Raw genomic sequence first — 25,164 nt, forward strand, 5'->3', positions numbered from 1 at the left:
CGTTGAAGTCGACCATCGTCGTTGCGGCACCGGCCGCGGGTCCCGTCCTCTCCTCTCCCGAGGGCCTCAGCTTCTGGGGCGGCGTCGATCCGGCGACCGGCGCGGTGATCGACCAGCACCACCCGTTGCGGGGCGCGTCGCTGGCCGGCAAGATCGTGCTGATGCCGACGAGCCGCGGCTCCTGCACCGGGAGCGGCGTGCTGCTTGAGCTGGCGCTCAACGGGCACGCCCCCGCGGCCCTGGTGTTCCGCGAGGCGGAAGACATCCTGACCCTCGGCGCCCTCATCGCCGGGCGCATGTTCGACCGCCCCCTCGCGGTCCTGCGCCTCGCCCCGGCCGACTATGACGCGCTCGCCGCCGTCCCCGAGGCGCGGATCACTGCCGATGCCGTGAAGGCCGGGTCGCTGCGGATCCCGCTCGCGCCGCTCGATCCGTCGCACCTCGACCTCACGGCCGCCGACCGGGCGATGCTGGAGGGCGCCGACGGCGAGGCGGTGCGCCTCGCCATGGAGACGACCCTGGTGATGGCCGCCGGTCAGGGCGCCACGGCGCTGACCGACGTCACCCGCGCCCACATCGACGGCTGCATCTACGCCAGCCCCGCCAACCTCACCTTCGCCGAGGCCATGGCCGACATGGGCGCGAAGGTGCGCGTGCCGACGACGATGAACGCCATCTCGGTGGATTACGCGCACTGGGAGCGGCAGGGAACGCCGGAAGCGTTCGGCCGCCCCGCCGCCCGCCTCGCCGAGGCGTACGTGAAGATGGGCGCCGCGCCGACCTTCACCTGCGCCCCCTACACGCTCGACGGTCCGCCCGCCGCCGGCGAGCCGATCGCCTGGGCGGAATCGAACGCGGTCGTCTACGCCAACAGCGTGCTCGGCGCGCGCACGGTCAAGCACCCGGACTTCCTCGACCTCTTCATCGCGCTGACCGGCCGTGCCCCGCTCTCGGGCGTCTACCGCGACGCCGACCGCGCCGCCCGCCGTATCGTCGCGGTCGAGCCGCCCGCCGGCCACGACGATGCGCTGTGGCCGCTGCTCGGCTGGCTGGTCGGCCGCCTCGCGCCCGATCGCATCCCGCTCGTCACCGGGTTGCAGAGCGCGGCGCCGTCGCAAGACGACCTCAAGGCCTTCTGCGCCGCGTTCGCCACCACCTCCGCCGCGCCGATGCTCCATATCGCCGGCGTCACGCCCGAGGCGGGCGCCCTCGCCGCGGACGCCGATACGGTGGCGGTGACGCCCGCCGACATCGCGGCGGTCTGGCGCGGCTTCAACGACGGCGACGCACCGATCGATCTCGTCGCATTCGGCAGCCCGCACTTCTCGCTCGCCGAATGCCGCGCCCTCGCCGCCCTGCTCGCCGGCAGCACGCGCCACCCGGCGACCGACGTCATCGTCACCCTCGGCCGGCACGCCCGCGAAGGGGCCCGCGCCGACGGGACGCTGGCGACGCTGACCGCCGCGGGCGTCACCGTCGTCTCGGATCTCTGCTGGTGTTCCATCTCCGAGCCGGTGTTTCCGCCGGCGGCGCGCATGGTGATGACGAACTCGGGCAAGTACGCGCACTATGGGCCGGGGCTCTCCGGGCGCACGGTGCGCTTCGGCAGCCTCGCCGACTGCGCCGCCGCCGCCCTCACCGGCCGCGCCCCCACCGCCCCGCCGGCCTGGCTGGCCTGACGAGAGATCCCATGCGAAGCGCCAAGACCGTCCACGTCATCTCCGCCCACGCCGAAGGCGAGGTCGGCGACGTCATCGTCGGCGGCGTGACGCCGCCGCCGGGCGATACGATCTGGGAGCAGAGCCGGTTCATCGGTCGCGACGAGACGCTGCGCAACTTCGTCCTCAACGAGCCGCGCGGCGGCGTCTTCCGCCACGTCAACCTCCTGGTGCCGCCGAAGGACCCCCGCGCCGACGCCGCCTTCATCATCATGGAGCCGGAGGACAACCCGCCGATGTCGGGCTCCAACTCCATCTGCGTCGCCACCGTGCTCCTCGACGGCGGCATCCTGCCGATGACCGAGCCATGGACCGAACTCACCCTCGAAGCGCCGGGCGGCCTCGTCCATGTCCGCGCCGAGTGCTCGGGCGGCAAGGCGCGGCGCATCTTCGTGGAAAACCTGCCGAGCTTCGCGGCCCGGCTCGCCGTGCCGCTGGAGGTCGAGGGGATCGGCACCCTCACCGTCGACACCGCGTACGGCGGCGACAGCTTCGTCATCGTCGACGCCGCCGCGCTCGGATTCGCGCTGGCCGAGGACGAGGCGCACGACATCGCCCGAACCGGCATGGCGATCACCCGCGCCGCGACCGAGGCGCTCGGCTTCCACCACCCGACGAACCCCGATTGGCGGCACATCTCGTTCACCCTCTTCGCCGGCCCGCTGGAGCGCACCGCCGACGGGCTGCGGGCCGGCGCCGCCGTCGCCATTCGCCCCGGCAAGGTCGACCGTTCGCCGACCGGCACCGCCCTTTGCGCCCGCATGGCGGTGCTTCACGCCCGCGGCGAGATGGGGCTGGACGATACCCTCACCACCGTCTCGCTGATCGGCTCGACGTTCACCGGGCGCATCCTCGGCGAGACCAGCGTCGGACCGCTGCGCGCCATCCGTCCGGAGCTCTCCGGCCGTGGCTTCGTCACCGGCATTCACCAGCACATGCTGGATCCGGACGACCCCTGGCCGGGCGGCTACCGCCTGACCGACACCTGGGGCGCGCGCTGAACGCGTGACCACGCCGCGCCCTGCCGGACGGAACCGCCGCAGCGAGGGAGTTCCCCCTCGCGCTCCCCCGCCTCGCCGGCGGGCAGCCGTCGCGGTCAGATGTCTGAAGAAGACATCTCACCTCGACAGGCAGCTCCAGGCTGAGGAGGACCGCGACGGCGTCAAGCGCCCGTCCTCCCCATGCTCGCGCTCTGCGCTGCGCGTGGGTCCGGGTGGGCGCTTGACCCCGCCGCAGTCCTCGAGGGTAGCGCCTCGGGGTGGCGGCGCTCAGACCTCGAAGCCGAGTTCGACGTTGTCGATCAGGCGGGTGTCGCCGACGCGGGCCGCGATCAGCGCGACCGCGGTCGCCGCCGCGGTGTCCTCATAGCGGGTCGCGAGATCCGGCGAGCGGAGTTCGAGGTATTCGAGCGCGATCTCGGGATCGGCGCTCAGCCGCTCGGCGAGGGCGGTGAGGCGCGCGACGTCCCGCTCCCCGGCCGCGTGGGCGTCGCGGATCGCCGTCAGCACCGCGGAGAGCTTGACCGCGTGCGCGCGCTCGGCCGGCGCGAGATAGGCGTTGCGGCTCGACAGGGCGAGCCCGCTCGCCTCGCGCACCGTCGGGCAGCCGACCACCTCGGTCGGCACGTCGAGGTCCGACACCATCCGCGCCACCAGCTTGAACTGCTGGTAGTCCTTCTTGCCGAAATAGACCCGGTCGCACCGCGCGATGTTGATCAGCTTCAGCACTACCGTCAGCACCCCGTCGAAGTGACCGACGCGCGACGCGCCGCACAGCACCCAGCTCAGGTCGCGGTTGATCACCGTGGTCTGGAAGCCGTCCGGATAGATGTCCTGCGGGGTCGGCACCAGGACATGGTCGACCGCCGCCGCCTCCAGCAACGCCAGATCCGCCTCGAGCGTGCGCGGGTAGACGCCGAAGTCCTCCCCCGGACCGAACTGCAAGGGGTTGACGAAGATGCTCACCGCCACCGCGTCGCACTGCGCCTCGGCGCGATGCACCAGGCTGAGGTGCCCGTCGTGCAGCGCCCCCATCGTCGGCACCAGGCCGAGGGTCCGACCCGCCCGCGTCCCGTCTGTCGCAGCGCGGAAATCGGCTTTGGAGTAGTGAACTTGCACAGTGGCGTCCCGGTGGTTCGTGGTCAGTCGCTCGCGGTGTCGACCTCGCACGCCTGCGCGCCGGCGCCAAGACTTACGCCGAGACCGGCGCGAAGACCGGGCCGAAGACCGGGCCGCATCCTCGCCGCCTCCCGGCCGCCTCAGACCGGGCGGGCCGGGCCGCGCAAGTCGTCCATGATCGGGCATTCGGGCCGGTCGTCGCCGTGGCAGCGGCCGACCAGCGCCTCCAGCGTGCCGCGCATCGCCTCCAGCTCGGCGATCTTCGCCGCGATGCGTTCCAGGTGGCTCTGTGCCACCCGCTTCACGTCGTGGCTGTGGCGGTGCGTGTCGCGCTCCAGCGTCAGCAGCGTGCGGCAGTCTTCGACCGAGAAGCCCAGCGAGCGGGCCCGGCCCACGAACGCCAGCGCGGACAGCTCCGTCTCGCCGAAATCGCGGTAGCCGTTGGGAAGGCGCTGCGAGCGCACCAGGCCGATGTCCTCGTAATAGCGGATCGTCTTCGCCGGGACGCCGCTCTGTGCCGCCGCCTCGCCAATGTTCATCGCCGTCTCCCTGTCCACCGCGACAGATGGGGGCGCGGCGCTTGACCTTCCAGTGACTAGAAGCCCCATATCCGCCGCGTTGCAGACCACGAGGCATCCTATGGCCCCCTCCGAGACGGCCCGACCCGAGACGGTCCAAACCGGGACGGTCACGGCCGGACACGGCGCGCATGCGTGTCACTCCAGCCACGGCGACCCGGGCGCGCCGGACGCCGCCACCGTGCGCGATCCGGTCTGCGGGATGACCGTGGACCCCGCCGCCGGCAAGCCGACGCGCACCGAGGGCGGCCGCGCCTTCCACTTCTGCTGCGCGCGCTGCGCCGACACGTTCGCCGCCGCGCCCGGCGACTACCTCACCGCCGAGGACCCCGTCTGCGGTATGTCCGTCGACCGCGCGACCGCCGGACAGATGATCCACCACGACGGGGAGAAGATCTACTTCTGCTCCGCCCGGTGCCGGGAGACGTTCGAGGCCGATCCGGCGCGCTATTCCGGCGGGCGCCCCGTCCCCGCACCGATGCCCGAGGGCACCATCTATACCTGTCCGATGGATCCCGAGATCGAGCAGGTGGGCCCCGGCACCTGTCCCATCTGCGGCATGGCGCTGGAGCCCAAGGGGATCCCCGCCGCCGATGCGGGCCCCAACCCGGAGCTCGTCGACTTCACGCGCCGCTTCGGCCTCGGCGCGATCCTCACCCTGCCGCTCGTGGTGATCGCGATGGGGCCCATGGTCGGCCTCGACGTCGCCTACCTCACCGGTCCCCGTCTCGCCCGCTGGGCCGAGCTGGTGCTGGCGACGCCGGTGGTCATGTGGTGCGGCTGGCCCTTCCTGGTGCGCGGGGCGCGCTCGTTCCGCACGATGAACCTCAACATGTTCTCGCTGATCGCGATGGGCGTGGTAGCGGCCTACGTCTTCAGTCTCGTCGCCGTGCTGGCCCCGGATCTCTTCCCGGCCGGCTTCCGCGACCACTCTGGCGAGGTCGGCGTCTACTTCGAGGCGTCCGCCGTGATCGTCGTCCTGGTTCTGCTGGGGCAGATCCTGGAGCTGCGCGCACGCGAGCGCACCGGTTCGGCGATCCGCGCCCTGCTCGACCTCGCCGCCAAGACCGCCCGCGTGGTGCGTGAGGACGGTCGCGAGGAGGAGGTGGCGCTGGAGTCCGTCGCTCTCGGCGACAGGGTGCGGGTGCGGCCCGGCGAGAAGGTGCCGGTCGACGGCACGGTCGTCGAGGGGCGCTCCTCGATCGACGAATCGATGCTGACCGGCGAGCCGGTGCCGGTGGAGAAGGCGGTCGGCGACACGGTGACCGGCGCGACGCTGAACGGCACCGGCAGCCTCGTCATCGAGGCGACGCGCATCGGCGAGGACACGATGCTGTCGCGCATCGTCGAGATGGTCGCCGCCGCGCAGCGTTCCCGCGCGCCGATCCAGAAACTCGCCGACCGTGTGGCCGGTTGGTTCGTCCCCACCGTCGTCGCCGTCGCCGTGGCGGCGTTCGTCGCGTGGGCGGTCGTCGGCCCCGCCCCGGCGCTCGGTCACGCGCTGGTGGCCGCCATCTCGGTGCTCATCATCGCCTGCCCGTGCGCGTTGGGGCTGGCGACGCCGATGTCGATCATGGCCGCCACCGGGCGCGGCGCGCAGGCCGGCGTCCTCGTCCGCGACGCCGAGGCGCTGGAGGGCTTCGCCAAGGTCGACACGCTGATCGTCGACAAGACCGGGACGCTCACCGTCGGCAAGCCCGAGCTCGTCGAGGTGGTGGCGCTGGGGTCCCGCGCGGACGACGAGGTGCTGCGCCTCGCCGCCAGCCTGGAGCGCGGATCGGAGCACCCGCTCGCCGACGCCATCGTCAGGGGCGCGGAGGCGCGCGGCCTGATGCTCGCCAAGGCCGAGGACTTCGACGCGGCCACCGGCAAGGGCGTCTCCGGCCGCGTCGAGGGTGTGTCGGTGGCGCTCGGCAACGCCAAGATGCTGGCCGACCTCGGCCTGGAGGCGCCCACCGCCGACGCCGACGCCCGTCGCGACCAGGGCGAGACGGTGATGTTCGTGGTGGTGGACGGCGCGGTCGCCGGGCTCGTCAGCGTCGCCGATCCGGTGAAGGAGACCACCGCGCAGGCGCTGAAGGCGCTGCACGACCTGGGACTGACGATCATCATGGCGACCGGCGACAACGCCCGCACCGCCAAGGCGATCGCCGCCCGGCTCGGGATCGACGACATCCGCGCCGACGTCTCGCCGCAGGACAAGGCCGCCCTCGTCGCGGCGCTGAAGGCGCAGGGGCGCACGGTGGCGATGGCGGGCGACGGGGTGAACGACGCCCCGGCGCTCGCCGCGGCCGACGTCGGCATCGCCATGGGCACGGGGGCGGACGTCGCCATCGAGAGCGCGGGGCTGACGCTGGTGAAGGGGGACCTCGGCGCCATCGTGCGGGCGCGCAAGCTGTCGTTGAAGACGATGGCGAATATCCGCCAGAACCTCTTCTTCGCGCTGGTCTACAACGGTGCGGGGGTGCCGATCGCGGCCGGCGTCCTCTACCCGGTGTTCGGCCTGCTGCTGTCGCCGATGTTCGCGGCGGCTGCGATGAGCCTCTCCTCGGTTTGCGTCATCGCCAACGCGCTGCGGCTCAAGGCGGCGCGGATCTGACCGCCACTCGCCATGGTGGCGCGCTGGCCGGAAGCGCTCAGCCCTTGTGGCGGTCGCGCATCGGCCGGCGCAGCGCGGACCACAGCGAGGTGCCGGTGAGCATGCCGAGGACGTAGACGCCGATCGCCACCAGCGCGAACGGCGCCGTCAGCGACCAGTTGAGGAGCGAGACGGTGACCGCGCCGGTGTTCTGCACGGCGAACACCGCGAGAACGATGAGCAGGACGACGGCAATGATGGTGTTGACGGTTTTCATAGGTCTTGGCTCTCTTGCGCCGATGGTTTGCCCTACCCGTAGAGCAGCTTCGCGCCGATGAAAATCGACGACCGGCGAATTCGGACCTTGGTCGCCCCGCCGGCCCGGCGCGCGGCGTCGGCATGACGGTGCATGGCGGCCGTTCGAAAATTTCCCCGGCTCCGTCGGCTAAATGGCTTGCAATGCACCGAGCGCAGCGATAGATGGGGCTCTCCAACGCGGCCCGGTTCACACCGGTGCCCGCCAAGGTCGGCGCCGGTAGCTCAGCTGGATAGAGCACCAGACTACGAATCTGGGGGTCGGGGGTTCGAATCCTCCCCGGCGCGCCATCTCACTTTTTTTACTGTAAACGTCGCCTAACGCCTTGAAGGGAAAGGCGAAATTAGGTGTTCGAAGTCCTTTATTTCGGTTGTATGCCAGAGGCTCCACAAAAGCAAGGCGAAGGACGGTTTTCTTGCCGATCAGATCGGAATTACTCCATATACCCCAAGGACTTGCGAGAAATCTGAGCGCGTGTTCGAACGACTCCTCCCAGGTACGGCGTGGTTTGCCGTTTTTAACCAGCTTTTCCTCGGCGAGTGCTTTTTCGCGCTCTAGCTTAGAGCGGTTCGCGCTCGGAATGAATCGCTGTGGGATTCCCGAATCAGCGGAAGTCTGATTCAGCATCATGGCTGGCGATGGGGGGCCAGTCATGATGCCCAAGCTGCTCTCTGACGATCTTCGCCTTCGCGTGGTTCGCGCCATCGACGATGGAATGTCCCGCCGGCAGGCCGCGGCGCGGTTCGAGGTCGCCCCGTCCACGGCGATCCGATGGTACGATGCGCACGAAGAGCTTCATACGGTCGATCCGATCCATGCCAATTGTTCGGCAGAGGCGAATTCAAATGTCAATTCTGCGGCGATTGTTTACCCCGATGCGCCGCATACCTTCCCCTGCGAAGCAAGGGAGTTCAGCATGGCCGACAGAGTTGCCATCATCACCGGCGCGTCCCGCGGGATCGGCGCCGAAGTAGCCCGAACGCTGGCCGCGGACGGGTTCGCGGTTGTCGTCAACTACGCCAGCAGCGCGGCGAAGGCGGAGGCGGTCGTGGCCGGCATCGAGGCGGCGGGCGGCCGCGCCGTCGCGATCGGCGCCGACCTCGCCGAACCCGGCGGCGCCAAGGCGCTGTTCGACGCTGCCGAGAGCGCGTTCGGACCGGTGCATACGCTCGTCAACAATGCCGGGATCATGACGCTGTCGCCGGTGGCCGACACGGACGACGCGGTGTTCGACGCGCAACTCGCCGTCAACCTCGCCGGCCCCTTCCGCCTGATGCGCGAGGGCGCGAACCGGCTCGTCGAGGGCGGCCGCATCGTCAACTTCTCGTCCAGCGTCGTCGGCCTGTGCCAGCCCGGATATGCGACCTATGCCGCGACCAAGGCCGCGCTGGAGACGATGACGAAGGTGCTCGCCAAGGAACTCGGCGGCCGGCGGATCACCGTCAACGCCGTGGCGCCGGGGCCGGTGGCAACGGAACTCTTCCTCGCCGGCAAGAGCGACGAGCTGGTCGCCCAGATCGCGGCGATGAACCCGTTCGGGCGGCTCGGCGAGCCCGGCGACATCGCCCGCGTCGTGCGCTTCCTGGCGAGCGCGGAGAGCGGCTGGGTCAACGGCCAGACGATCCGCGCCAACGGCGGCATGGTCTGACGGCCGCCCCCGCCGCGAAAATCCGCCACCAGAGACATGACGAAGGAGCGCACATGCCGTTCGTGAACATCAAGACGCCCGAAGCCGCATTGACGGCGGCGCAGAAGAGCGAGATCGGCCACCGGGTGACCGAGCTGATGGTCGACTACTTCTCCGAGGCCGCCCGCCCGCACACCATGGTCCTGATCGAGGAAGTGGCCGACGGCGGCTATTACCGTGCCGACGAGGTCTTCATCGTCCCGGAGGCCCACCGCGCCGCCGCGGGGCGCCGAGGCTTCGCTTCGGGCACCTGAACCCGGCGTCGAGCGCTGCGGCCGCGCGTCGTCCTGGTGCGGACACGGGGGCGCGCTTCGGCCGGGGCCGGGCGCGCGCCTGTGCGCCATGAGCCCGCTGCGGAGCGCGTGCACCGCGGTGTGGACGCCCTCGATGTGCCGTCCCCGGCCTCAACGCGCCTCGCCGCTCGCCGTGCCCCAGCCGAAATCGTCCCAGAAGCGGCGCCACAGGGGGCGCTCGTCCGGGTGGGCGGGTTCCAGGATGACGGTCGCCGTGGTGCCGTTGATGAGCGGCACCTGCTCGGGCCGCGCGTCGAGCGTGATCTCGACCGGTACGCGTTGGGCGAGGCGGACCCACTGGAAGGACGGCTCCGGCGCCTGCAGCAGACTGGTCGACGCGTCCTCGGTGTAGGCGATGCCGGCGGAGATGCCCGCGACCGTCCCCGGCACGACCTCCCCGCTCGACATGAAGCGCACGCGGGCGGCCGCGCCGACGGCGATCCGCGGCAACTGCGTTTCGAGGAAGAAGGCGTCGATGCGGAACGAATCCGAATCGACGATGGCGAGGAGCGGGGTGCCGGCGGTCGCATAGTCGCCGGTGTCGGCCGCGAGATTGGAGACGGTCCCGTTCGCCGGCGCCATGATCGCGGTGCGCTCGAGGTCGACCTCGGCGACGCTCTCGGCCGCCTGCGCCGCCTTCAGCGCCGCCTCCGCCGCCTTGGTGGAGAGGTCCGCGCTCGCCACGTCCACGTCGGCGACCGAGACCGAGCCGCGGCGCTTCAACTCGTCGTAGCGCTTGGAGACCTGACGCGCGATCTCCAGCCGCGCCTCGGCCTCCTCACGCGTGGCGGTCGCCTGGGCGTGGGCGAGGGTGTAGTTGGTCTCGTCCACCGTGAAGAGGAGATCGCCGCGTCGCACCGTCATGTTGTTCTTCACCGCGATCCGGGTGATCTCGCCCGACACCTGCGCCGCGATCTCGACGATGTCGGCCCGCACGTGGGCGTCGCGCGTCCACGGCTCGCGGAAGATCCCGTTCCACACGTAGACGCCGGCATAGATCGCGCTGATCGTGATGATGGTCGTGAGGAGGAGGCGAACGATGATCATCGGTCAGAAATCCGGTGTGAGCCACGCGACGACGCCGAGCGTCACGACGTAGAGCGAGAGCCGGGCGAGGGGCGGATGGAAGAAGAAGCGCCAGAGGCCGAGCCGCAGCATCAGCGCGTCGGCCATGTACCAGAGCAGCGCGGCGGCGACGGCGCAGGCGAGCAGGCTCGGGTAGAGCATGCCGATGAAGGCGAGCTCATGATGCATGCTGGACCTCCGGACGGCGCGCCAGGGAGCCGGTCGCGATGATCGCCGCCAACAGCTCGGCGACGGCGGTGTAGCGCAGCGCCTCGACGCGGGCCTCCTCGTCGAGGCGCGGGTCGGCGAAGATGCCGGCCATCGCGCCGCGCACCTCCTCGAACACCGGGCAGTCGGGCGCGCCGCTGCGCCGCCGCGCCGCCCCCGTCAGCGCCGCCGTCAGCCGCCGCGCGTAGACGCCCAGCTCCGGCGGCAGGTGCCCCCGCGTCTCCAACCGCCGCTTCTGGGACAGCTCGCCGCTGGCGATCAGCGCCGCGCGGGCCCGCAGGCGCAGGTGCATGCCGCGCGCATCGTCGGGCGCGACGCTGAGGCCGAGATCGGCCAGCACGTCGATGAATTGCTCCAGCAGCGTGTCGTCCCGGATCGTCCCGCGGGCCGCCCGGCCGAGCAGCGCATCGGTGGCGCGTCGCAGGTGACGCCGCACCCATCCGGCGTCCTCGGGAAAGACGATGGTGAGCGCCGAGATCATCGCCACCGGCAGGAATGCCAGCGTCAGCAGCGCGTTGACGAGGGTGATCGGGTCGAAGCTCGGCGTGTTCTGCGGCTGGAAGCCGACCGCGATCGCCATGATCGAGCCGATCGCGAACGGCAGGTCCGGCAGCTGGCGGGCGACGTAGAAGATGGCGAAGACCGCGCCGCCGAGGATCAGCGCCAGCGCGGCGAACCCCTCGACATTGGGCAGCACCGCCATCAGCACCATCGCGAAGACGCCCCCGCAGCCGATGCCGAGGCCGATCTTGATGGCGCCGCCCAGCCGCACCGCGCGGGGCACGATCGTCGGAAAGATGAGCGTGATGGCGGTGCCGATCAGCGCCAGGACCTGCCCGTTCGGCCACGCGGTGGCGAGCCAGACGGTCGTCAGCACGAGGAAGAGCAGCGTCGGCCGCAGCGCGAACTCGGCCGCGCCGAGGGGATCGAAGTAGCGCCCCGCCATGGGGGTGACGCTCGGGGCCGGGCGGGACGGGTCGGCCAGATCCGCTTCGGCGCGCAACAGCGCCTCGACGCCGAGCGCCAGCTGGCGCATCCGGAAGAAGGCGGCGCCGACGCGCAGCTGCCGGCCGGTGAGCGGGTCGCCGGGCGGCGGCAGCACGTGGCGCGGGTGCAGCGCGTCGCACAGGGCGGCCATCGCATCGGCGGCGGCGAGCGCGTCGGCCGCGGGGGCGTCCGGCGGCGGCAGCAGGTCGATCGCCTCTGCGAGGCGCCGGCGGCCGGCGCGGATATCGTCGTCGCCGGCCTCCTGCGGCACGTGGTCGAGGGCGAAGCGGCCGGTCTCGGCCCGGATCGCCACGAGGTTCAAGGCGTTGGCGACCGCGGTCATGCGGGGGCGCAGGTGGTGGCGCCGCGTGCGCTCGTAGGCGAGGCCCCGCAACGCGGAGTTGGCGGCCCCCAGCGCCGGAAGCACCGTCGGCTCGTAGGCCACCGCGGCGGCATCGCCCCGCAGGATGCGCCCGGTCAGCGAGAGCGTCGCCTCGCGCGCGCTGCGCAGGCTGTCCGCCGCCTGCACCGAGATCGAGCGCGGGAAGACCACCAGCATCACCACGAAGGCGACGATCACCGGGATCGCGGTCTCGGTGGTGCGCTCGAGCGCCAGTGCGAAGGCGCCGTCGATCTGGGCGCCGGTGTCGATCACGACGGTGAGGGTCACCAGGCCGGCGCTGCCGTAGGCATAGACGTCGAGCCCGCTCTGCATCTGGCCGAAGAAGGCGACGAGGAAGACGAAGATCGCCAGCGCCAGGATCGCGGTCTCGCCGATCTGCCCGAACATCACCGCCAGCACGAAGCCCGACAGGCACCCCAGCAGCGTCCCGACGAGGCGCGTGGTCGCCCGCCACACGGTGGTCCCGCCGTCCGGCCGCACGATCAGCGGGATGGTGATGAGGGCCCAGTAGGTATGGTCGAGGTCGAGCAGGAAGGCGGTATAGAGCGACAGGACGGTGACCAGCGCGACCTTGAGAGCGTAGGTCGACTGCGCATCGGCGATGGCGGCGCTCAGCCGCGCGATGCGCCGGGAATGGCCGCGCGGCGGGACGTGGGTCAGCTCGATCGCCATGTTGAGCCTTTCTCGTGCGCCGCATGGGCCGGAGTCCCCCCGGCCCACGCGCACGTTATCGTCCCCTCGCCCGGCGATCCATTATCCTTGTGGCTGAGGTGGTGTGCGCGCGCCGCCGGACTCAGTCCGCCGCCCGGCGCAGCGGCAGATCGACGAAAGGCGGCCCCGACCGGTCGGGCGCACGGGCGACGACGAGCCCGTCGAACGAGTAGCTTTCCGCCATGTCGTGCTCGGCGACGAGGACGTACCGCGCCTTGTCGAACGCCTCCAGGCAGGCGATCTGCTCCCGCCGGCCATGGGTGGACACGAACACGTAGCCGATCCGCCGCGCCGCGAGCAGGTCGGCGATCTCCGTCATCAGCGCGATTTCGGCGCCCTGGATGTCGGCGTGGAGGATGTCGATCGTGTCCCAGCCGCGCGCGGCCATCATCGCGGCGACGTCGACCCGCGGGGCGGACATCTGCGCGCCGTAGCGCGTGACGGTCGCCGGCGGCCCGGCGGGGCCGACGCGGCCGAAGACCACCTCCGCCGTCAGCCCGTTGCGCTGCAGGGTCTGAAGTCCGGCGATGACGTTCCCCGGGTCCGGCTCCACCGCGATCGCCGCGGCCTCGCCCTTGAGCGAGGCCAGAAAGGACGCGGTGTAGAAGCACCAGAAGGCGCCCAGCTCGATCATCCGCGCGCCGGGGCCGACATGGTCGAGCACGCGGTCGAACACCATCTCCTCCTGCGGCTCGTGATGACCGCCGCAGCGGGTGATCAGCTCGGTCATCCAGGAGCCGAAGTAGCCGTCCCGCTGCACTTCGATGCCGTTGTACATGACCTGCCAGGCGCACTCCTCGTCCTCGACGACGGCGCCGGCGCGGGGGTGGGCGCTGCGCGGGCCGATCGCCTGGGTCCCCGCGACGGCGGCGGCGATGCGGCCCGCGAAGTCGTCCGCCGCGGGATCGAGGCGGGTGGGACCGGCGCCCGTGCGCAGGTCGATCAGAACGCGGCGCAGGACGCGGTTATATTCGGCGTTGGCGGCGAACTCGGCGGCGTGCCGGCGCAGCAGCGCGGCCGCCTCGCCCAGTCGGCCGACATGGCGCAGCACCCGCGCCTGGCCGAGCCAGGTCTCGGCGTTCTCCGGCGCCCGCCCGGCAAGGTCGCGAAAGATGGCCATCGCCTCCTCGGCGCGGTCCAGGCGCAGCAACGCCTCGCCAAGCCGCACCGCATGGGACGGCCATTGCTGGCGCGAGGCCGACAGCAGCGCCACCGCCGCCTCGTCGTCGCCGATGGAGGTGCGCCACGCCGCACCACGCAGCGCCGCGAGACCCTGGTTGGGGTCGGCGAGCGCCCACGCCTCGTAGAGCGGCCCGGTCACATCCAGATCCTCGCCGCGCGCCTCCGCCAGCGCCACCTTGAGCGGCGCCATCGCGCCCCCCGCATCGAACGCGGCGGCGAGGCGCTCCGCCTCCGCGACCATCCCGCGGCGCACCATGTCGCGGCCGAGCCGGGCGCGGTAGGACGTCGCCCAGGCGCCGAGCCTCGTCGGCGGCTCGAAGGCGGCACGGTCGATCACCGGCTCCAGGGAGATCGGCGGCAGGCTGGCGGCCCGAGCGGCAATCTCGTCCACATGCAGGTACCACGCGTCGAACAGCGACAGGTCGGCGAACATGCGCCGAAATCCGAGTGCGGCGAGAAATCGTTCGATCGCCGGGCCGCGCTCGGTATGGTTGTGCTCCACCGTCAGGCAACGCACCCGGAACGTGTCGAACGGGAAATCCTGCAGAATGTCGAGCTCGTTGCCCTCGGTGTCGAGCGAGAGGTAGTCGATTACCGGCGGCGCCCCCGCCTCGCGCAGCGCCGTGCCAATGCGCAACGACGGCACCTCGATCACCTCATGGCTCTGCCGCCGCCCCTCGCTCTCGTGCTGGTCGCCGGGGTCGACCGCCTCCAGGCGCGACAGCTCGGCGACCTCGAGGCAGGTGCGGAAGGCCAGTCTCTCGCCGTCCGCCGCCGACAGCGCGGCGCGGCGCGTGGTGGCGTGGCGGCGCGCCGTCAGGGCGGCGAACGCCTGCGGCAGCGGCTCGACGAGGAGGCCGGCCCAGCCGAGGTGTTCGAGGAGGTAGGTGTTGGAGAAGGTGATCCCGTCGAACGCGCCGGCCTCGACGAAGTAGCCCGCCGTCTGCCCGCGCAGCGCCCAAAGCACGAAGAGGTCCTGGCAGATCTGGCCGTGGCTGAGGTCGCCATGAGCGGAGACGAAGGCCAAGAAGGCCTGCTCGATCGCCTCGTCGACCGCGATGGATGGAGCTTCGCTCACCGGACCCTCCATGTTCGAGCGCGTGGCGGGCCGTCCGAAGCGTAACGCCGACGCCATCACCTTGCACTTATGCTATTTCTAATTGAAGCCTAGGCCAATGTCCCGCGAAAACACAACACAGAAACCACCTAAAGGTGAAAATCTCTCGTGGCTCGGCGGCCCGGCGTCACGAACAGGCATGGCCGATTGCCGCAATGTCGGGTGCGATCGCCGCTCGATTTGCCGGTTGCAACGCCCACACGGCCGCACACGCAGCGCGAGTAGGTTCCCAGGGTGTGCCGCTTTTTGGTTAGCAGCGCGTTGCAAGAATCGGGACACCATCACGAAAGCGCATCAATCCATTACAAATCACGATTTGAATACAACCTTCGGACGTGGCTGGGTAATAGCTTCTCGGAAAGACAAGAAAGCCCCCGCTGAATGGCTGCGCTGCGACCTGCTGCCCTCGAATTGTCTCCATGCAACGCTGGCTCCGGCCTGCCGGAATCCTCGTCGACATACCCGGCGGGGCTCGTCCAGCCGCACGGCATCCGACTCGGTGTCGGCGTCGGCGGGACCTTCACCGACGCGGTGCTGACCGGCGCGGGCGCGTCGGCGCACGTCGCCAAGGTGCTCTCCACGCCCGACGACCCGAGCCGTGCGGCGCTGGAGGCGATGGCGATGGTGCTCGACGAGGCAGGCCTGAGCTGGTCGGACGTGCGTGAGGTGGTGCACGGGTCGAGCATCGCCACCAACGCGCTGGTGGAACGCGAGGTCGGGACCACCGGCCTCGTCACCACGCTCGATGCGCGCGACGCCGCTCACCCGCTGGTGCCGCCCGAGCTGGTCCGCAGCCTCGACGAACGGGTCGACGACACGGGGGCCGTCGTCACGCCGCTGGCGGAGAACGACGTCTTCTGCGCGGCGCACGCCCTGGCGCAGGCGGGCGCGGTGTCGCTGGCCATCGTCCTGCGCAACGCCGCGCGCAATCCCAGCCACGAGCGGCACGTCGCGGCGCTGATCGAGGCGGCCTTTCCGGCGATGGAAGTCACCATATCGAGCGATATCGCCGGCGACGCCTCCGGGCGGGAGCGTGTCGCCGCCACCGTGGCGAACGCCGCGCTGCGCCCGCCGATGCGCTATGTGAAGCACCTCGGGGAGGAACTCGCCGCGCTGGGCTATCGGCGCGGGCTGATGGTGATCCAGTCCGACGGCGCAATGGTGCTGGGGCGCGCGGCGGCGCGGCAGCCGGTGCGGCTGGTGCCGTCGGGCGGGGCGGCGCGGCGGGCGCGGCAGGTGGAGGCGGGCGACCACGTCGCCATCGACGTCGGCGGCACGTCCTGCGAGATCGCCATCGTCGCCGGCGGCGTCCGGCCCGGCGGCCCCGGCGGCCCGCCGTTGCCGAGCGCCGATGCGAACGAGGCGAGCCACGTGGTCGGCATCGCCGCGGTGGGAACGGGCGGCGGCAGCGTCGCGCATATCGCTGATGGCGCGCTCGCCGTCGGACCGCTCAGCGTGGGCGGGCGGCCGGGGCCGGCCTGTTTCGGCGAGGGCGGCACCCAATTCACCCTGACGGACGCGCTCCTGCTCCTCGGCCTGATTGCGCCCGAACGCTTCCTCGGCGGGCGGATGCGGCTCGACCCCGGCCTGGCGGAGGCGGCCGCGGGGCCGCTGTGCGCCACACTCGGCCTCACCCCGCTCGCGCTCGCCCAGCGCGTCCACGATACCGCGGTCGCGACGATCGCGGCGGCGGTGGGCCAGCTGGTCGCCGCGCAGGAGCGGGGATGGGGCGGGCGGGCGATCGTCCCCAGCGGCGGCGCCGGGGCGATGCTCGCCGCCGCGGTCGCGGAGGCGGTCGGCCTCGGCGAAGTGATCGTGCGGGACAACCCGGCGATCTCGGCCTGCGGACTGACGACGACGCAGGCGCGCCCCGCCTGGCCGGCCCCGGTGGTGGATGTGGGCCGGCTGCGGTGGGTCGGCACCCTCCCCGCCTCCACGCCGATCCCGCGACCGGCGGCGACCGGCGTGGACCATGCCGCCGCATCGAAGACCGCCGGTCCGCCGTGCTGGCGCCGCCTCGACCGCGCGCGGCTGGCGCTGCACGGCAGCGTCGATGGCCCGGCGATCATCGCCGAGGACACGACGGCGACCGTGGTTCCGCCCGGCTGGCGGGTCAGCCTCCGCCCCGACGGCTCGCTGCACCTGGTGCGCTGAGGCGAGGTCGAGCCGGCGCACGGTGCGGGGCGGGCGTCGAGAGCAGCGCGCGCCTGCCCCGTGTCGCCGGCCGTCCGACCGGCCTGGGCCGCGTCAGGCGGCGTCGCTCGCCGGGACGGCGGTAAGGCCCCGCACCCGCTTCAACACCTCGGTGCCGGTGTCGGCGATGAGGTTGATCTCGTTGGTGGCGACGATCATGTCGGCGCCTAGGTCGCGTGCATGCGACCCGATCAGCGCTTCCGGCAGGCCCATCGTGGCGAACATCTTGCCCGCTCCTCTGGCGGCCGCGGCGACGGCACGGAAGCCGGCGGCGACGTCCGGATGGTCGATCTCGCCCATCCGCCCCAACGCGCTGGCGAGGTCGTTGGAGCCGATCATCAGCGCATCAACCCCTTCGAGCGCAGCGATGGCCGGGGCCGCCTCCAGGCCGCTGCGGCTCTCGATCATCGCGATCACCCGCGTCGTGCGCTCCGAGTGCGCCACCATCGTCGCCACCTCCACCGGCCTGAAGCCGAAGAGGGCGACCGCGCCCGGTAGCGCCCGCTCGCCGACCGGGGCGAACCGCGTCTTCTTCACGATCGTCTCGGCGTCGGCGAGCGTGTCCACATGCGGGACGATGACGCCGGTGGCGCCGCAGTCCAGCACGCGGGCGACGTCCGGCGAGGTGGGGCCCGTGACACGCACGTAGACGGGGAAGCCACCCATGAGCCCGGCGACGCAGATGCTCGCCATCGCGTCCACCGTGATGCGGCCGTGCTCCATGTCGACGACCAGGAAGTCGTACCCGCACTGGCGGGTGATGGCGGCGGCGTCGGGCGTGGCGAGCACACAGACGGCGAGCCCGATGGCCGGGCCCCGCGATTCATCATCGATTTTCGGCATGCACGACCCGCGCTGCGACTGAAGGGCCGCCCGTTATCGCGGTCCCCGGAGCACCGCACAATACGATTTCTGCCTATTATAGTGGCAGGCCAATTTTTTATACACACGACGCTGGTGAACCAGGATTTCCCCGGTAAAGTCAGCGCCTATTCCAGGCGGATCGCGCCACGTTCCGGGTGCATTCGTCGTCTCAGGCGACTCCAGGGTGTTCATGAGATCCGACATTTCGTCACCGGACCCGCGGCCCGGCGCCCTCAGCATGACGATCGCCGTCGGCGCGTTCCTGCTGCGTTGGCTGCGGCGGGCCGTCAACCTCGTGGCGGGCCTTTTGTTCATCTACATGTGCTTTGCGATCCTGGCGCAGATCCTGGGCCGCTACATCTTCAACTACTCGATCGCCGGCACCGAAGAGACGGCCACCTACGCCCAGATCTGGCTGGTGCTGCTGGGCGCGGGCATCGCCATGCGCAACGGCCAGCACGTCGCCATCGACATCCTGATCGTGCGCTGTCCGCCGCTGGTGCAGCGCATCGCCAAGACCGCCTCGCTGGCGCTCGGGCTGTGGTTCCTCGCCGTGGTGTTCATCGGCAGCTTCGGGCTCCTGTCCATCGGCATGATCGTCAAGTCGCCGGCGCTGAGGATCCCGCTCGCCTACCCCTACTCGGCGCTTCCTGTCGGGATCGCCTACTTCATGCTGGAGTTCGCCATCGCCACCGTGCCCGACATCGTGCGCGGGCGTATCGCCGCGCATATCCGGCCCGCCGAACTCGAGACGGGAGCGGCGCTGTGATCCTCGCGTTCGGCGGCTTCGCCCTCCTCATCGTCTCGGGCATTCCGATCGTCCTGGGGCTCGGCATCGCCGCGCTGATCACGATCATCACCTTCACCGACGTGCCGCTGGCGATCCTCGCCCAGCGCGTCTACGGCGGCGTCAACTCTTTCCCGCTGATGGCGATCCCGTTCTTCGTCGCGGCCGGCCTCATCATGGAGGCGGGCGGCATCGCGCGGCGCTTCGTGGACCTCGCCTCGGCGCTCGTCGGATGGATCACCGGCAGCCTCTTCATGGTGGCGATCACCACCGGCACGGGCCTGGCCGCCATCTCCGGCTCCGGCTCGGCCGACACCGCGGCGATCAGTTCCATCCTCATCCCCGAGATGAAGAAGCGCGGCTACGACGTCGACATGTCGGCCTCGATCATCGCCGCGGCGGGGTCGATGGCCTCGATCATCCCGCCCAGCATCATCATGGTCGTCATCGCGATCACCACCAACCAGTCGATCGGGGCGATGTTCCTGGGCGGGGTCGGGCCGGGCCTCCTCCTGACGATGGCGCTCCTCCTGGGCGCATGGGCCTTCGCCAAGCGCGGCGGGGCCACCTACCGGGACACCGAAGCCTTCTCGCGCGGGCGGCTGTGGACGGCGTTCGTGCGGGCGATCCCCTCGCTGTGCGTGCCGGTCGTCATCGTCGGCGGCATCGTCGGCGGCGTGTTCACCGCCACGGAGGCGGCCTGCATCGCCGTCTTCGTCACGCTGATCATCTCCTGCTTCATCCATCGCGAGCTGGGGCTCGGCGACCTGTGGCCGCTGATCCAGCGCGCCATCAGCCTCTCCGCGGCGGTGCTCATCATCGTCTCCACCGCCAGCATCTTCTCCTGGATCATCGCCAGCCTCGGCATTCCTCAGGCGCTCGACGCGTGGCTGCGCAGCGTCACGGACTCGGCAATCACCTTCCTGCTGATCGTCAACATCCTGCTCCTCGTGGTCGGCATGTTTATGGAGAGCATCTCGGCGATCCTGATCCTGCTGCCGGTGCTGATGCCGATCGCGGTCGGCTACGGCATCGACCCGGTGCAGTTCGGCGTGCTGACGGCGCTCAATCTCTCGGTCGGGCTCATCACACCCCCTTACGGCATCTGCCTCTACGTCGCCTCGCTGGTCGCCGGGCGGAGCGTGGAGCAGGTGTCGCGGCGGGTGTGGCTGGTGCTGATCCCGATGCTCCTGGCGCTGTTCCTCACCGCCTTCGTCCCCGCCATCACCCTCTTCCTCCCGCAGCTCGTTTACGGCTGAGCCCGTGCTGCCTCCCCTCACCAAAGGAAACCACATGAAGCTCCTGCGCGCTCTGTGCCTGACGGCCGCGGTCTGCGGCGCCCCCCTCGCGGCTCACGCGGCGGACTACACCTTCCGCGTCGCGCACACGAACGCGGCCGACGAGGTCCAGGACAAGGGCCTCCAGATGATGCGCGATCTCCTGGAGGAGAAGACCGACGGCCGCGCCACGCTGGAGATCTTCCCCAACGGCGTGCTGGGCGACGAGGCACAGCTCGTCGAGGGCGTGCTCCTGGGCACCCTCGACATGGGCATGACCGCCAATTCCACCCTGTCGAACTACGTCGAAGACTACCGCGTGTTCGACCTGCCGTTCCTGCTGACCACGATCGCCGCGCTCTCCGGCGTGATCGAGAAGCCGGAGGTCTACGACATGCTGGAAGCCTCGGCGAACGGCTCCGGGTTCGAGCTGATCGCGTTCTATTCGTCCGGCGTGCGGCACATCATGACCAAGGTGCCGGTGACCGACATCGAGGACATCGCCGACATGAAGATCCGCACGATGCAGAACCCGATCCACGTGGACGCCTTCACCGCGTTCGGCGCCAACCCGACGCCGCTCGCCTATTCCGAACTCTACGGCGCGTTGCAGAGCGGCGTGGTCGACGGCGCGGAGGGCGCGGCCACCAACTACACCGGCCAGAAGCTCTACGAGGTGGCGCCGGACTTCGCCCTGCTCGGCTGGCTGAACATGACCGCCGACATCTTCATGAACAAGGCCAAGTTCGACGCGCTGCCGGAGGACATCCGCACGGCGCTGAAGGAAGCCGGCGAAGAGTCCGCCCGCTGGCAGCGCCAGTATGTCGACGACCAGGAGAAGCCGCTGCTCGACGCGCTGGTGGAGAAGGGTGTCGAGATCACCCAGCCGGACCCGGCGCCCTTCCGCACCGCCGTCACCCCGCTCTACGAGCAGATGCTGGAGTCCGACACGCAGCGCCAGCTGTTCGCGGCCGTCACCGCCGAATAGACCCGCCCTCCGGCATTCCTCGAGGCCGCGCGGCACACCCGCGCGGCCTTTTTCATTGCTCCGGGCCCGACGTGCCGCCCCCATTCGCGCCGGCCTCCCGCAGCGCCGCGACGCGCATCCCGGCCTCCAGGATGAAGGTGTTGACGAACTCGCGCGCCGGCCGGGACAAGGTCTTCTGCCGCGGCAGGATCGCCATCAGCGAGCGGCGGATACTGGGCTCGAACGGCAGGATCGCGAGGTCGGCGTAGCGGCCGGAGGCGGCGGTGATCTCGTCGAGAATTGCGACGCCCCAGCCCTCCTGCACGATCTGCGCGGCGGCGTTGAGGAAGCGCACCTCCACCTTGGGGCTGTAGACCAGCGATGACTTGCGGAACGCCTCCTCCAGCAGGTTGGCGATGCGGGTGCCGGAGAGCGGGCAGATCAGGCGATCGTTGACGAGGTCCTGCGGCGTGACGAAGGGGAGCGCGGCGAGCGGGTTGTCCGCGGCGCACACGCACACGGTCCGCAGCGTCTCGATCGGCTGCAGGATGAGCGAGTGGCGCTCGCCGGGGTCCATCGCGAAGCCGATGTCGGCGATTCCGGACTCCACCGCCTCCAGCACATTGTGCAGCGGCTTGGTGTCGAGCGTGACGTAGATTTCCGGACATGCGGTGAGAAACATCGCCATCGCCATCGGCATCAGCGCCTCGGTGACCTCCGAGGTCGCCACCACACGCACGCGGCCGACGTGGCCGGCACGGATGTCCTCCGCACTCTGGTTGACGGTGCCGAGGAGCTGGAAGAGCGGCTCGGCCCGTTCGTAGAGGGTGCGCGCCTCGTCGGTGGGGACGAGCTGGTTGCCCTTGCGCTCGAACAGGACGAACCCGATCACCGATTCGAGGTGCTTGATGGCGTTGCTGACGGCGGGCTGCGACATGTTGAGGTGATGCGCGGCGGCGACTGTCGTGCCGTTGACCATGAGCGACCGGAAGATCTCGAGCTGCCGCAGGTTCACGCCGTCCGCCTCTCATGGATCCGTGGCCGGGTCGCCCGCGCCCGCAGCGGCGCCGGGGCCCGAGGTTCGTCGCAATGCCCGGCGATCTAGTCCGCCCGCGGGGGACAGGGCAATGGCGTTGCGGATCTGCCGCCCGTCCACGGCCTCATGGCCGCTCGGCGGCGTCCGCGGCGTTCACGAAATTGCCACCGCCGCGGAAGCGACTTATGCCGCTCGGATGCGCTCGCACCGCGCATCGGGGCGGAGCCGCAAGAAAGCCGTAACAAGGACCATCGGGAGGACACACGATGTTGAGACATTTGGGGACGGCCGCGGCGCTGGCGCTCGCCGCGTCGCTGGCCACCGGCGCCCACGCCCAGGAGCGCATCACGTACAAGTCGGCCAAGGCCGGCTCGTCCTACTACCAGATGGGCGTCGAGATCGCGGAGGCCATCAAGGCCGGCACCGGCGGTGACGTCTCCGTCACGGTCGAGGAGAGCCAGGGCTCGGTGCAGAACGTGATGGAAGTGCGCGCGCGCGGCGCGGACTACGTGTTCACCACGCCGCCGGCACTGGTGGCCCTCGCCCAGGAGGGCAAGGCGATGTTCGAAGGCAAGGGCAACCCCGCCTTCGCCGAGATCCGCGCCCTCTTCCCGATCCCGTCGCTGACCATGCACTTCGTCGTCTCCGGCGATGCGGGGGTGGAGACCTTCGCCGACCTGGAAGGCAAGACCATCCTGCTCGGGTCCGGAAGCTTCGGTGCCACCGAGGGGCAGAAGTACCTCGAGATGTTCGGACTCGACGGCAAGGTGGAGATCGCCAACGCCGAGCTTTCCAACGCGGTCGCCGCGCTCAAGAACGGGCAGATCGACGCCTTCGTGACCGCCGGCTCCTATCCCGCGCCGAACGTGATCGAAGCGGCCGCGTCGACCGACGTGAAGGTGCTCTCGCTGTCGGACGACCAGGTCGCCGAGACCAAGCGCACCAAGACGGTGATCCCGGCCGGCACCTACGCGGGCCAGGACAGCGACGTCGTCACCACCTCGCTCCCCGTGGTCGCCTTCGCCACCGCCGAGATGAGCGACGATACGGCCTACCTCCTCACCAAGACCTTCTGGGACGAGCAGGCCACGCTCGCCGACGCCTCGCCGTGGTGGGCCGCGGTGACGCCGGAGATGATGGAGACGGTCACCACCCAAATCCACCCCGGAGCGCTGCGCTACTACGAAGAGATCGGCGCCCCCATCAACCCGTCCCAGAAGTAACCTTCGGCCGGCCCCTGCCCGAGGCGGGGGCCGCCCGTCACGGCACCCCATGACAGCATTCGCGTATCGCCCGCTCTGGGTCGCCCTGGGCGCCCTCACCGTTTTCGCCCATCTCGCACTGATCTTTCATGGGCTCGTGCCGAACCTCATCAGCCGGCCGCTGCACATGGCGCTGCTGCTGCCGTGGGTCTTCGTCCTGCCGGCCAAGACGCGGGCCGGGGCGGTGACGGGGCTCGGCATCGCCGCCGCCGGCATCGCCGGGTGCGTCTGGGTCGCCTGGAACCACCAGGCGCTCGCCAACCAATACGGCTTCCTCGAGGGCGACGCGCAGGTCGCGGTCGCGGTGATGCTGCTCGTCGTGGCGATGGAGGGGGCACGGCGGATGATCGGCTGGCCGCTGCCGCTGGTGGCGCTCACCACCCTCGCCTACGGCCTCTTCGGCCAGTACATCCCCGGCCAGTTCGGCCACGCCGGCACCCCGCTCGCCAGCTTCCTCGGCACCCTGACGATCACCGAAGGCGGCCTCTGGAGCAGCCTGACGGGGGTGTCGGTGGGGGTGGTCTCCATCTTCGTCATCTTCGGTGCCGTGCTCAACTCCGGCGAGGCGGGACAGGGCTTCATGAACGTCGCCTCGGCGGCGGCGGGGCGCCTCAGGGGCGGTGCGGCCAAGGTCTCGGTGCTCTCCTCGGCACTGTTCGGGTCGATCTCCGGGTCGGCCTCGGCCAACGTCGCCTCCACCGGGGCGATCACGCTGCCCGCCATGACGCGGCTCGGCTACCCCCGGCGTCTGGCCGGTGCGGTGGAGGCGGTCGCCTCCTCCGGCGGGCAGATCATGCCGCCGCTGATGGGCGCGGGCGCCTTCGTCATGGTCGAGCTGACGGGCGTTCCCTATACCGAGATCGTCCTCGCCGCGCTGCTGCCGGCGGTCCTTTATTTCTTCACCGTCTGGGTCGGGATCGACGCGTTCGCGGTCCGCCTCGGCCTCCAGGGCCTGCCCGAGGACGAGCGGCCCGCGCGGCGCGACGTCCTCGTCACCTCCGCCTTCTTCCTGGTCCCGTTCAGCGCGCTGCTGCTGGCGATGTTCGCGCTCGGCTACACGCCGCAATATTCCGCCGCCCTCGCCATCCTCCTCGGTTTCCTCGCCCTCTACTTCGACGGGCGCCGCGGCTTCGCCCCGCTCCAGGGGCTCGACCGTACCGCCGAGACGATGCTCAACTCCGGCCGGCAGATCGCGATGATCGGCTCGATCATCCTGTGCGCCTCCATCGTGATCGGCGTCCTCGGGATCACGGGGCTGGGCGTCAAGCTGACGTCGGCGATCATCGCCGGGTCGGGCGGCGAAGTGTGGCCGACGCTGCTGCTGACGGCGCTCGCCTGCCTCATCCTCGGCATGGAGGTGCCGACGACGGCGGCCTACGTCATTTGCGTGTCGGTCGCGGGGCCGGCGCTGACCGGGCTGGGGATCGAGCCGTTGCAGGCGCACCTCTTCGTCTTCTGGTTCGCGCTGCTGTCGACGATCACGCCGCCGGTGTGCGGGGCGGTGTTCATCGCCGCGGGCATGGTCGGCGAGGACTGGCTCAAGGTGGCGCTGACGGCGATGGCGCTCGGCGTCGGCCTCTACCTGATCCCGCTCGGCATGATCGCCAACCCGGAGCTGATCGCGCTGCGCACCGAGCCGCTGCTGGCGGTGCTGACGGCGATCCAGATCGGCATCGCCCTGGCGCTCCTGTCGTTTGCGCTGATCGCGCGCGGGCGGTGGCTGGCGCGGGGCGGGGCGCTGACGCTGGGCGCGGCGATCCTCTTCGCGCGCGCCCTCCTCTGAGGCTCCCTCGCCGGG

The 25,164-nt window shown here is 70.7% G+C and carries 20 protein-coding genes and 1 tRNA gene; 12 read left to right on the top strand and 9 right to left on the bottom strand.

Annotation, left to right across the window (positions count from 1 at the left end):
• The first annotated feature begins 2 nt into the window (after positions 1 to 2).
• Together MRB58_RS03890 and MRB58_RS03895 are read left to right on the top strand one after the other, a co-directional pair.
• The gene (locus MRB58_RS03890; RefSeq protein WP_244780398.1) at positions 3 to 1,679 is read left to right on the top strand and encodes an aconitase X; all 1,677 of its coding nucleotides are present in this window, start codon (positions 3 to 5) and stop codon (positions 1,677 to 1,679) included.
• Positions 1,680 to 1,690: 11 nt separating this feature from the next.
• On the top strand, positions 1,691 to 2,719 hold the full coding sequence (locus tag MRB58_RS03895; protein ID WP_244780399.1) for a proline racemase family protein: 1,029 nt from the start codon (positions 1,691 to 1,693) through the stop codon (positions 2,717 to 2,719).
• A gap of 267 nt (positions 2,720 to 2,986) precedes the next feature.
• Here MRB58_RS03895 and panC read toward each other — a convergent pair whose 3' ends face one another.
• Both panC and MRB58_RS03905 read right to left on the bottom strand, forming a co-directional pair.
• Positions 2,987 to 3,835, bottom strand: a complete 849-nt coding sequence (panC, locus tag MRB58_RS03900; RefSeq protein WP_244780400.1) for a pantoate--beta-alanine ligase — start codon at positions 3,833 to 3,835, stop codon at positions 2,987 to 2,989.
• Positions 3,836 to 3,975: 140 nt separating this feature from the next.
• Positions 3,976 to 4,374 (bottom strand): MerR family DNA-binding protein, encoded by a 399-nt coding sequence (locus tag MRB58_RS03905; RefSeq protein ID WP_244780401.1) that lies wholly within the window; start codon positions 4,372 to 4,374, stop codon positions 3,976 to 3,978.
• 100 nt (positions 4,375 to 4,474) lie between these two features.
• Between MRB58_RS03905 and MRB58_RS03910 the strand changes: the two genes are divergently transcribed.
• Positions 4,475 to 7,012 carry a heavy metal translocating P-type ATPase gene (locus MRB58_RS03910; protein WP_244780402.1) on the top strand — a complete coding sequence of 846 codons (2,538 nt, stop codon included), beginning with the start codon at positions 4,475 to 4,477 and terminating at the stop codon, positions 7,010 to 7,012.
• A 37-nt stretch (positions 7,013 to 7,049) separates the two neighbouring features.
• Here the strand turns inward: MRB58_RS03910 and MRB58_RS03915 are convergent, their stop codons facing one another.
• Positions 7,050 to 7,268: a lipopolysaccharide assembly LapA domain-containing protein gene (locus tag MRB58_RS03915; RefSeq protein WP_244780403.1), complete on the bottom strand. Its 219-nt coding sequence runs from the start codon at positions 7,266 to 7,268 to the stop codon at positions 7,050 to 7,052.
• Between the two features lie 252 nt (positions 7,269 to 7,520).
• Between MRB58_RS03915 and MRB58_RS03920 the strand changes: the two genes are divergently transcribed.
• The 3 genes from MRB58_RS03920 (at position 7,521) to MRB58_RS03935 (ending at position 9,248) form a co-directional block, all read left to right on the top strand.
• Positions 7,521 to 7,597, top strand: a tRNA-Arg gene (locus MRB58_RS03920).
• Positions 7,598 to 8,223: 626 nt separating this feature from the next.
• Entirely contained in the window at positions 8,224 to 8,955 is a 732-nt protein-coding gene (locus MRB58_RS03930) for an SDR family oxidoreductase (RefSeq protein ID WP_244781886.1), read from the top strand.
• Positions 8,956 to 9,008: 53 nt separating this feature from the next.
• Positions 9,009 to 9,248, top strand: coding sequence for a 4-oxalocrotonate tautomerase family protein (locus tag MRB58_RS03935; RefSeq protein WP_244780404.1), 240 nt, complete (start codon positions 9,009 to 9,011; stop codon positions 9,246 to 9,248).
• Between the two features lie 150 nt (positions 9,249 to 9,398).
• Here MRB58_RS03935 and MRB58_RS03940 read toward each other — a convergent pair whose 3' ends face one another.
• The 4 genes from MRB58_RS03940 to MRB58_RS03955 all read right to left on the bottom strand — a co-directional run bounded on the left by MRB58_RS03940 (position 9,399) and on the right by MRB58_RS03955 (position 14,941).
• A complete protein-coding gene (locus MRB58_RS03940) occupies positions 9,399 to 10,334 on the bottom strand; it encodes an HlyD family secretion protein (RefSeq protein ID WP_244780405.1) in 936 nt (311 codons plus the stop codon).
• Positions 10,335 to 10,337: 3 nt separating this feature from the next.
• A complete protein-coding gene (locus MRB58_RS03945; protein WP_244780406.1) occupies positions 10,338 to 10,541 on the bottom strand; it encodes a DUF1656 domain-containing protein in 204 nt (67 codons plus the stop codon).
• The gene (locus MRB58_RS03950; RefSeq protein ID WP_244780407.1) at positions 10,531 to 12,642 is read right to left on the bottom strand and encodes an FUSC family protein; all 2,112 of its coding nucleotides are present in this window, start codon (positions 12,640 to 12,642) and stop codon (positions 10,531 to 10,533) included. The genes MRB58_RS03945 and MRB58_RS03950 overlap by 11 nt, the downstream gene beginning before the upstream one ends.
• Positions 12,643 to 12,763: 121 nt before the next feature.
• Positions 12,764 to 14,941, bottom strand: coding sequence for an FkbM family methyltransferase (locus MRB58_RS03955; RefSeq protein ID WP_244780408.1), 2,178 nt, complete (start codon positions 14,939 to 14,941; stop codon positions 12,764 to 12,766).
• Positions 14,942 to 15,361: 420 nt separating this feature from the next.
• On the opposite strand from MRB58_RS03955, the gene MRB58_RS03960 reads away from it, so the two are divergent.
• Complete coding sequence (locus MRB58_RS03960) at positions 15,362 to 17,134, top strand: hydantoinase/oxoprolinase family protein (protein WP_244780409.1); 1,773 nt, start codon at positions 15,362 to 15,364, stop codon at positions 17,132 to 17,134.
• 93 nt (positions 17,135 to 17,227) lie between these two features.
• On the opposite strand, the gene MRB58_RS03965 is transcribed toward MRB58_RS03960, so the two are convergent.
• Positions 17,228 to 18,016, bottom strand: coding sequence for an HpcH/HpaI aldolase/citrate lyase family protein (locus MRB58_RS03965; protein ID WP_244780410.1), 789 nt, complete (start codon positions 18,014 to 18,016; stop codon positions 17,228 to 17,230).
• Between the two features lie 259 nt (positions 18,017 to 18,275).
• Between MRB58_RS03965 and MRB58_RS03970 the strand changes: the two genes are divergently transcribed.
• From MRB58_RS03970 to MRB58_RS03980, 3 genes are read left to right on the top strand one after another with little or no spacing between them, the layout of a single operon-like run.
• A complete protein-coding gene (locus tag MRB58_RS03970; RefSeq protein WP_244780411.1) occupies positions 18,276 to 18,806 on the top strand; it encodes a TRAP transporter small permease in 531 nt (176 codons plus the stop codon).
• Positions 18,803 to 20,083 (top strand): TRAP transporter large permease, encoded by a 1,281-nt coding sequence (locus MRB58_RS03975; protein WP_244780412.1) that lies wholly within the window; start codon positions 18,803 to 18,805, stop codon positions 20,081 to 20,083. The genes MRB58_RS03970 and MRB58_RS03975 overlap by 4 nt, the downstream gene beginning before the upstream one ends.
• A 34-nt stretch (positions 20,084 to 20,117) precedes the next feature.
• On the top strand, positions 20,118 to 21,089 hold the full coding sequence (locus tag MRB58_RS03980) for a TRAP transporter substrate-binding protein (RefSeq protein WP_244780413.1): 972 nt from the start codon (positions 20,118 to 20,120) through the stop codon (positions 21,087 to 21,089).
• Between the two features lie 52 nt (positions 21,090 to 21,141).
• On the opposite strand, the gene MRB58_RS03985 is transcribed toward MRB58_RS03980, so the two are convergent.
• Positions 21,142 to 22,083, bottom strand: coding sequence for a LysR family transcriptional regulator (locus MRB58_RS03985; RefSeq protein WP_244780414.1), 942 nt, complete (start codon positions 22,081 to 22,083; stop codon positions 21,142 to 21,144).
• A gap of 287 nt (positions 22,084 to 22,370) precedes the next feature.
• Here MRB58_RS03985 and MRB58_RS03990 point away from each other — a divergent pair, with 287 nt between their 5' ends.
• Both MRB58_RS03990 and MRB58_RS03995 read left to right on the top strand, forming a co-directional pair.
• A complete protein-coding gene (locus MRB58_RS03990; protein WP_244780415.1) occupies positions 22,371 to 23,327 on the top strand; it encodes a TAXI family TRAP transporter solute-binding subunit in 957 nt (318 codons plus the stop codon).
• Between the two features lie 49 nt (positions 23,328 to 23,376).
• Positions 23,377 to 25,149 (top strand): TRAP transporter fused permease subunit, encoded by a 1,773-nt coding sequence (locus tag MRB58_RS03995; RefSeq protein WP_244780416.1) that lies wholly within the window; start codon positions 23,377 to 23,379, stop codon positions 25,147 to 25,149.
• Positions 25,150 to 25,164: the final 15 nt, after the last annotated feature.

The organism is Acuticoccus sp. I52.16.1 (assembly GCF_022865125.1).
Taxonomy (GTDB): Bacteria; Pseudomonadota; Alphaproteobacteria; order Rhizobiales; family Amorphaceae; genus Acuticoccus.

Coding starts and splice junctions, on each gene's coding strand:
- MRB58_RS03895 (WP_244780399.1), top strand. CDS start 1,691: ATGCGAAGCGCCAAGACCGTCCACGTCATCTCCGCCCACGCCGAAGGC.
- MRB58_RS03905 (WP_244780401.1), bottom strand. CDS start 4,374: ATGAACATTGGCGAGGCGGCGGCACAGAGCGGCGTCCCGGCGAAGACG.
- MRB58_RS03910 (WP_244780402.1), top strand. CDS start 4,475: ATGGCCCCCTCCGAGACGGCCCGACCCGAGACGGTCCAAACCGGGACG.
- MRB58_RS03915 (WP_244780403.1), bottom strand. CDS start 7,268: ATGAAAACCGTCAACACCATCATTGCCGTCGTCCTGCTCATCGTTCTC.
- MRB58_RS03930 (WP_244781886.1), top strand. CDS start 8,224: ATGGCCGACAGAGTTGCCATCATCACCGGCGCGTCCCGCGGGATCGGC.
- MRB58_RS03935 (WP_244780404.1), top strand. CDS start 9,009: ATGCCGTTCGTGAACATCAAGACGCCCGAAGCCGCATTGACGGCGGCG.
- MRB58_RS03940 (WP_244780405.1), bottom strand. CDS start 10,334: ATGATCATCGTTCGCCTCCTCCTCACGACCATCATCACGATCAGCGCG.
- MRB58_RS03945 (WP_244780406.1), bottom strand. CDS start 10,541: ATGCATCATGAGCTCGCCTTCATCGGCATGCTCTACCCGAGCCTGCTC.
- MRB58_RS03950 (WP_244780407.1), bottom strand. CDS start 12,642: ATGGCGATCGAGCTGACCCACGTCCCGCCGCGCGGCCATTCCCGGCGC.
- MRB58_RS03960 (WP_244780409.1), top strand. CDS start 15,362: ATGGCTGCGCTGCGACCTGCTGCCCTCGAATTGTCTCCATGCAACGCT.
- MRB58_RS03965 (WP_244780410.1), bottom strand. CDS start 18,016: ATGCCGAAAATCGATGATGAATCGCGGGGCCCGGCCATCGGGCTCGCC.
- MRB58_RS03970 (WP_244780411.1), top strand. CDS start 18,276: ATGACGATCGCCGTCGGCGCGTTCCTGCTGCGTTGGCTGCGGCGGGCC.
- MRB58_RS03980 (WP_244780413.1), top strand. CDS start 20,118: ATGAAGCTCCTGCGCGCTCTGTGCCTGACGGCCGCGGTCTGCGGCGCC.
- MRB58_RS03990 (WP_244780415.1), top strand. CDS start 22,371: ATGTTGAGACATTTGGGGACGGCCGCGGCGCTGGCGCTCGCCGCGTCG.
- MRB58_RS03995 (WP_244780416.1), top strand. CDS start 23,377: ATGACAGCATTCGCGTATCGCCCGCTCTGGGTCGCCCTGGGCGCCCTC.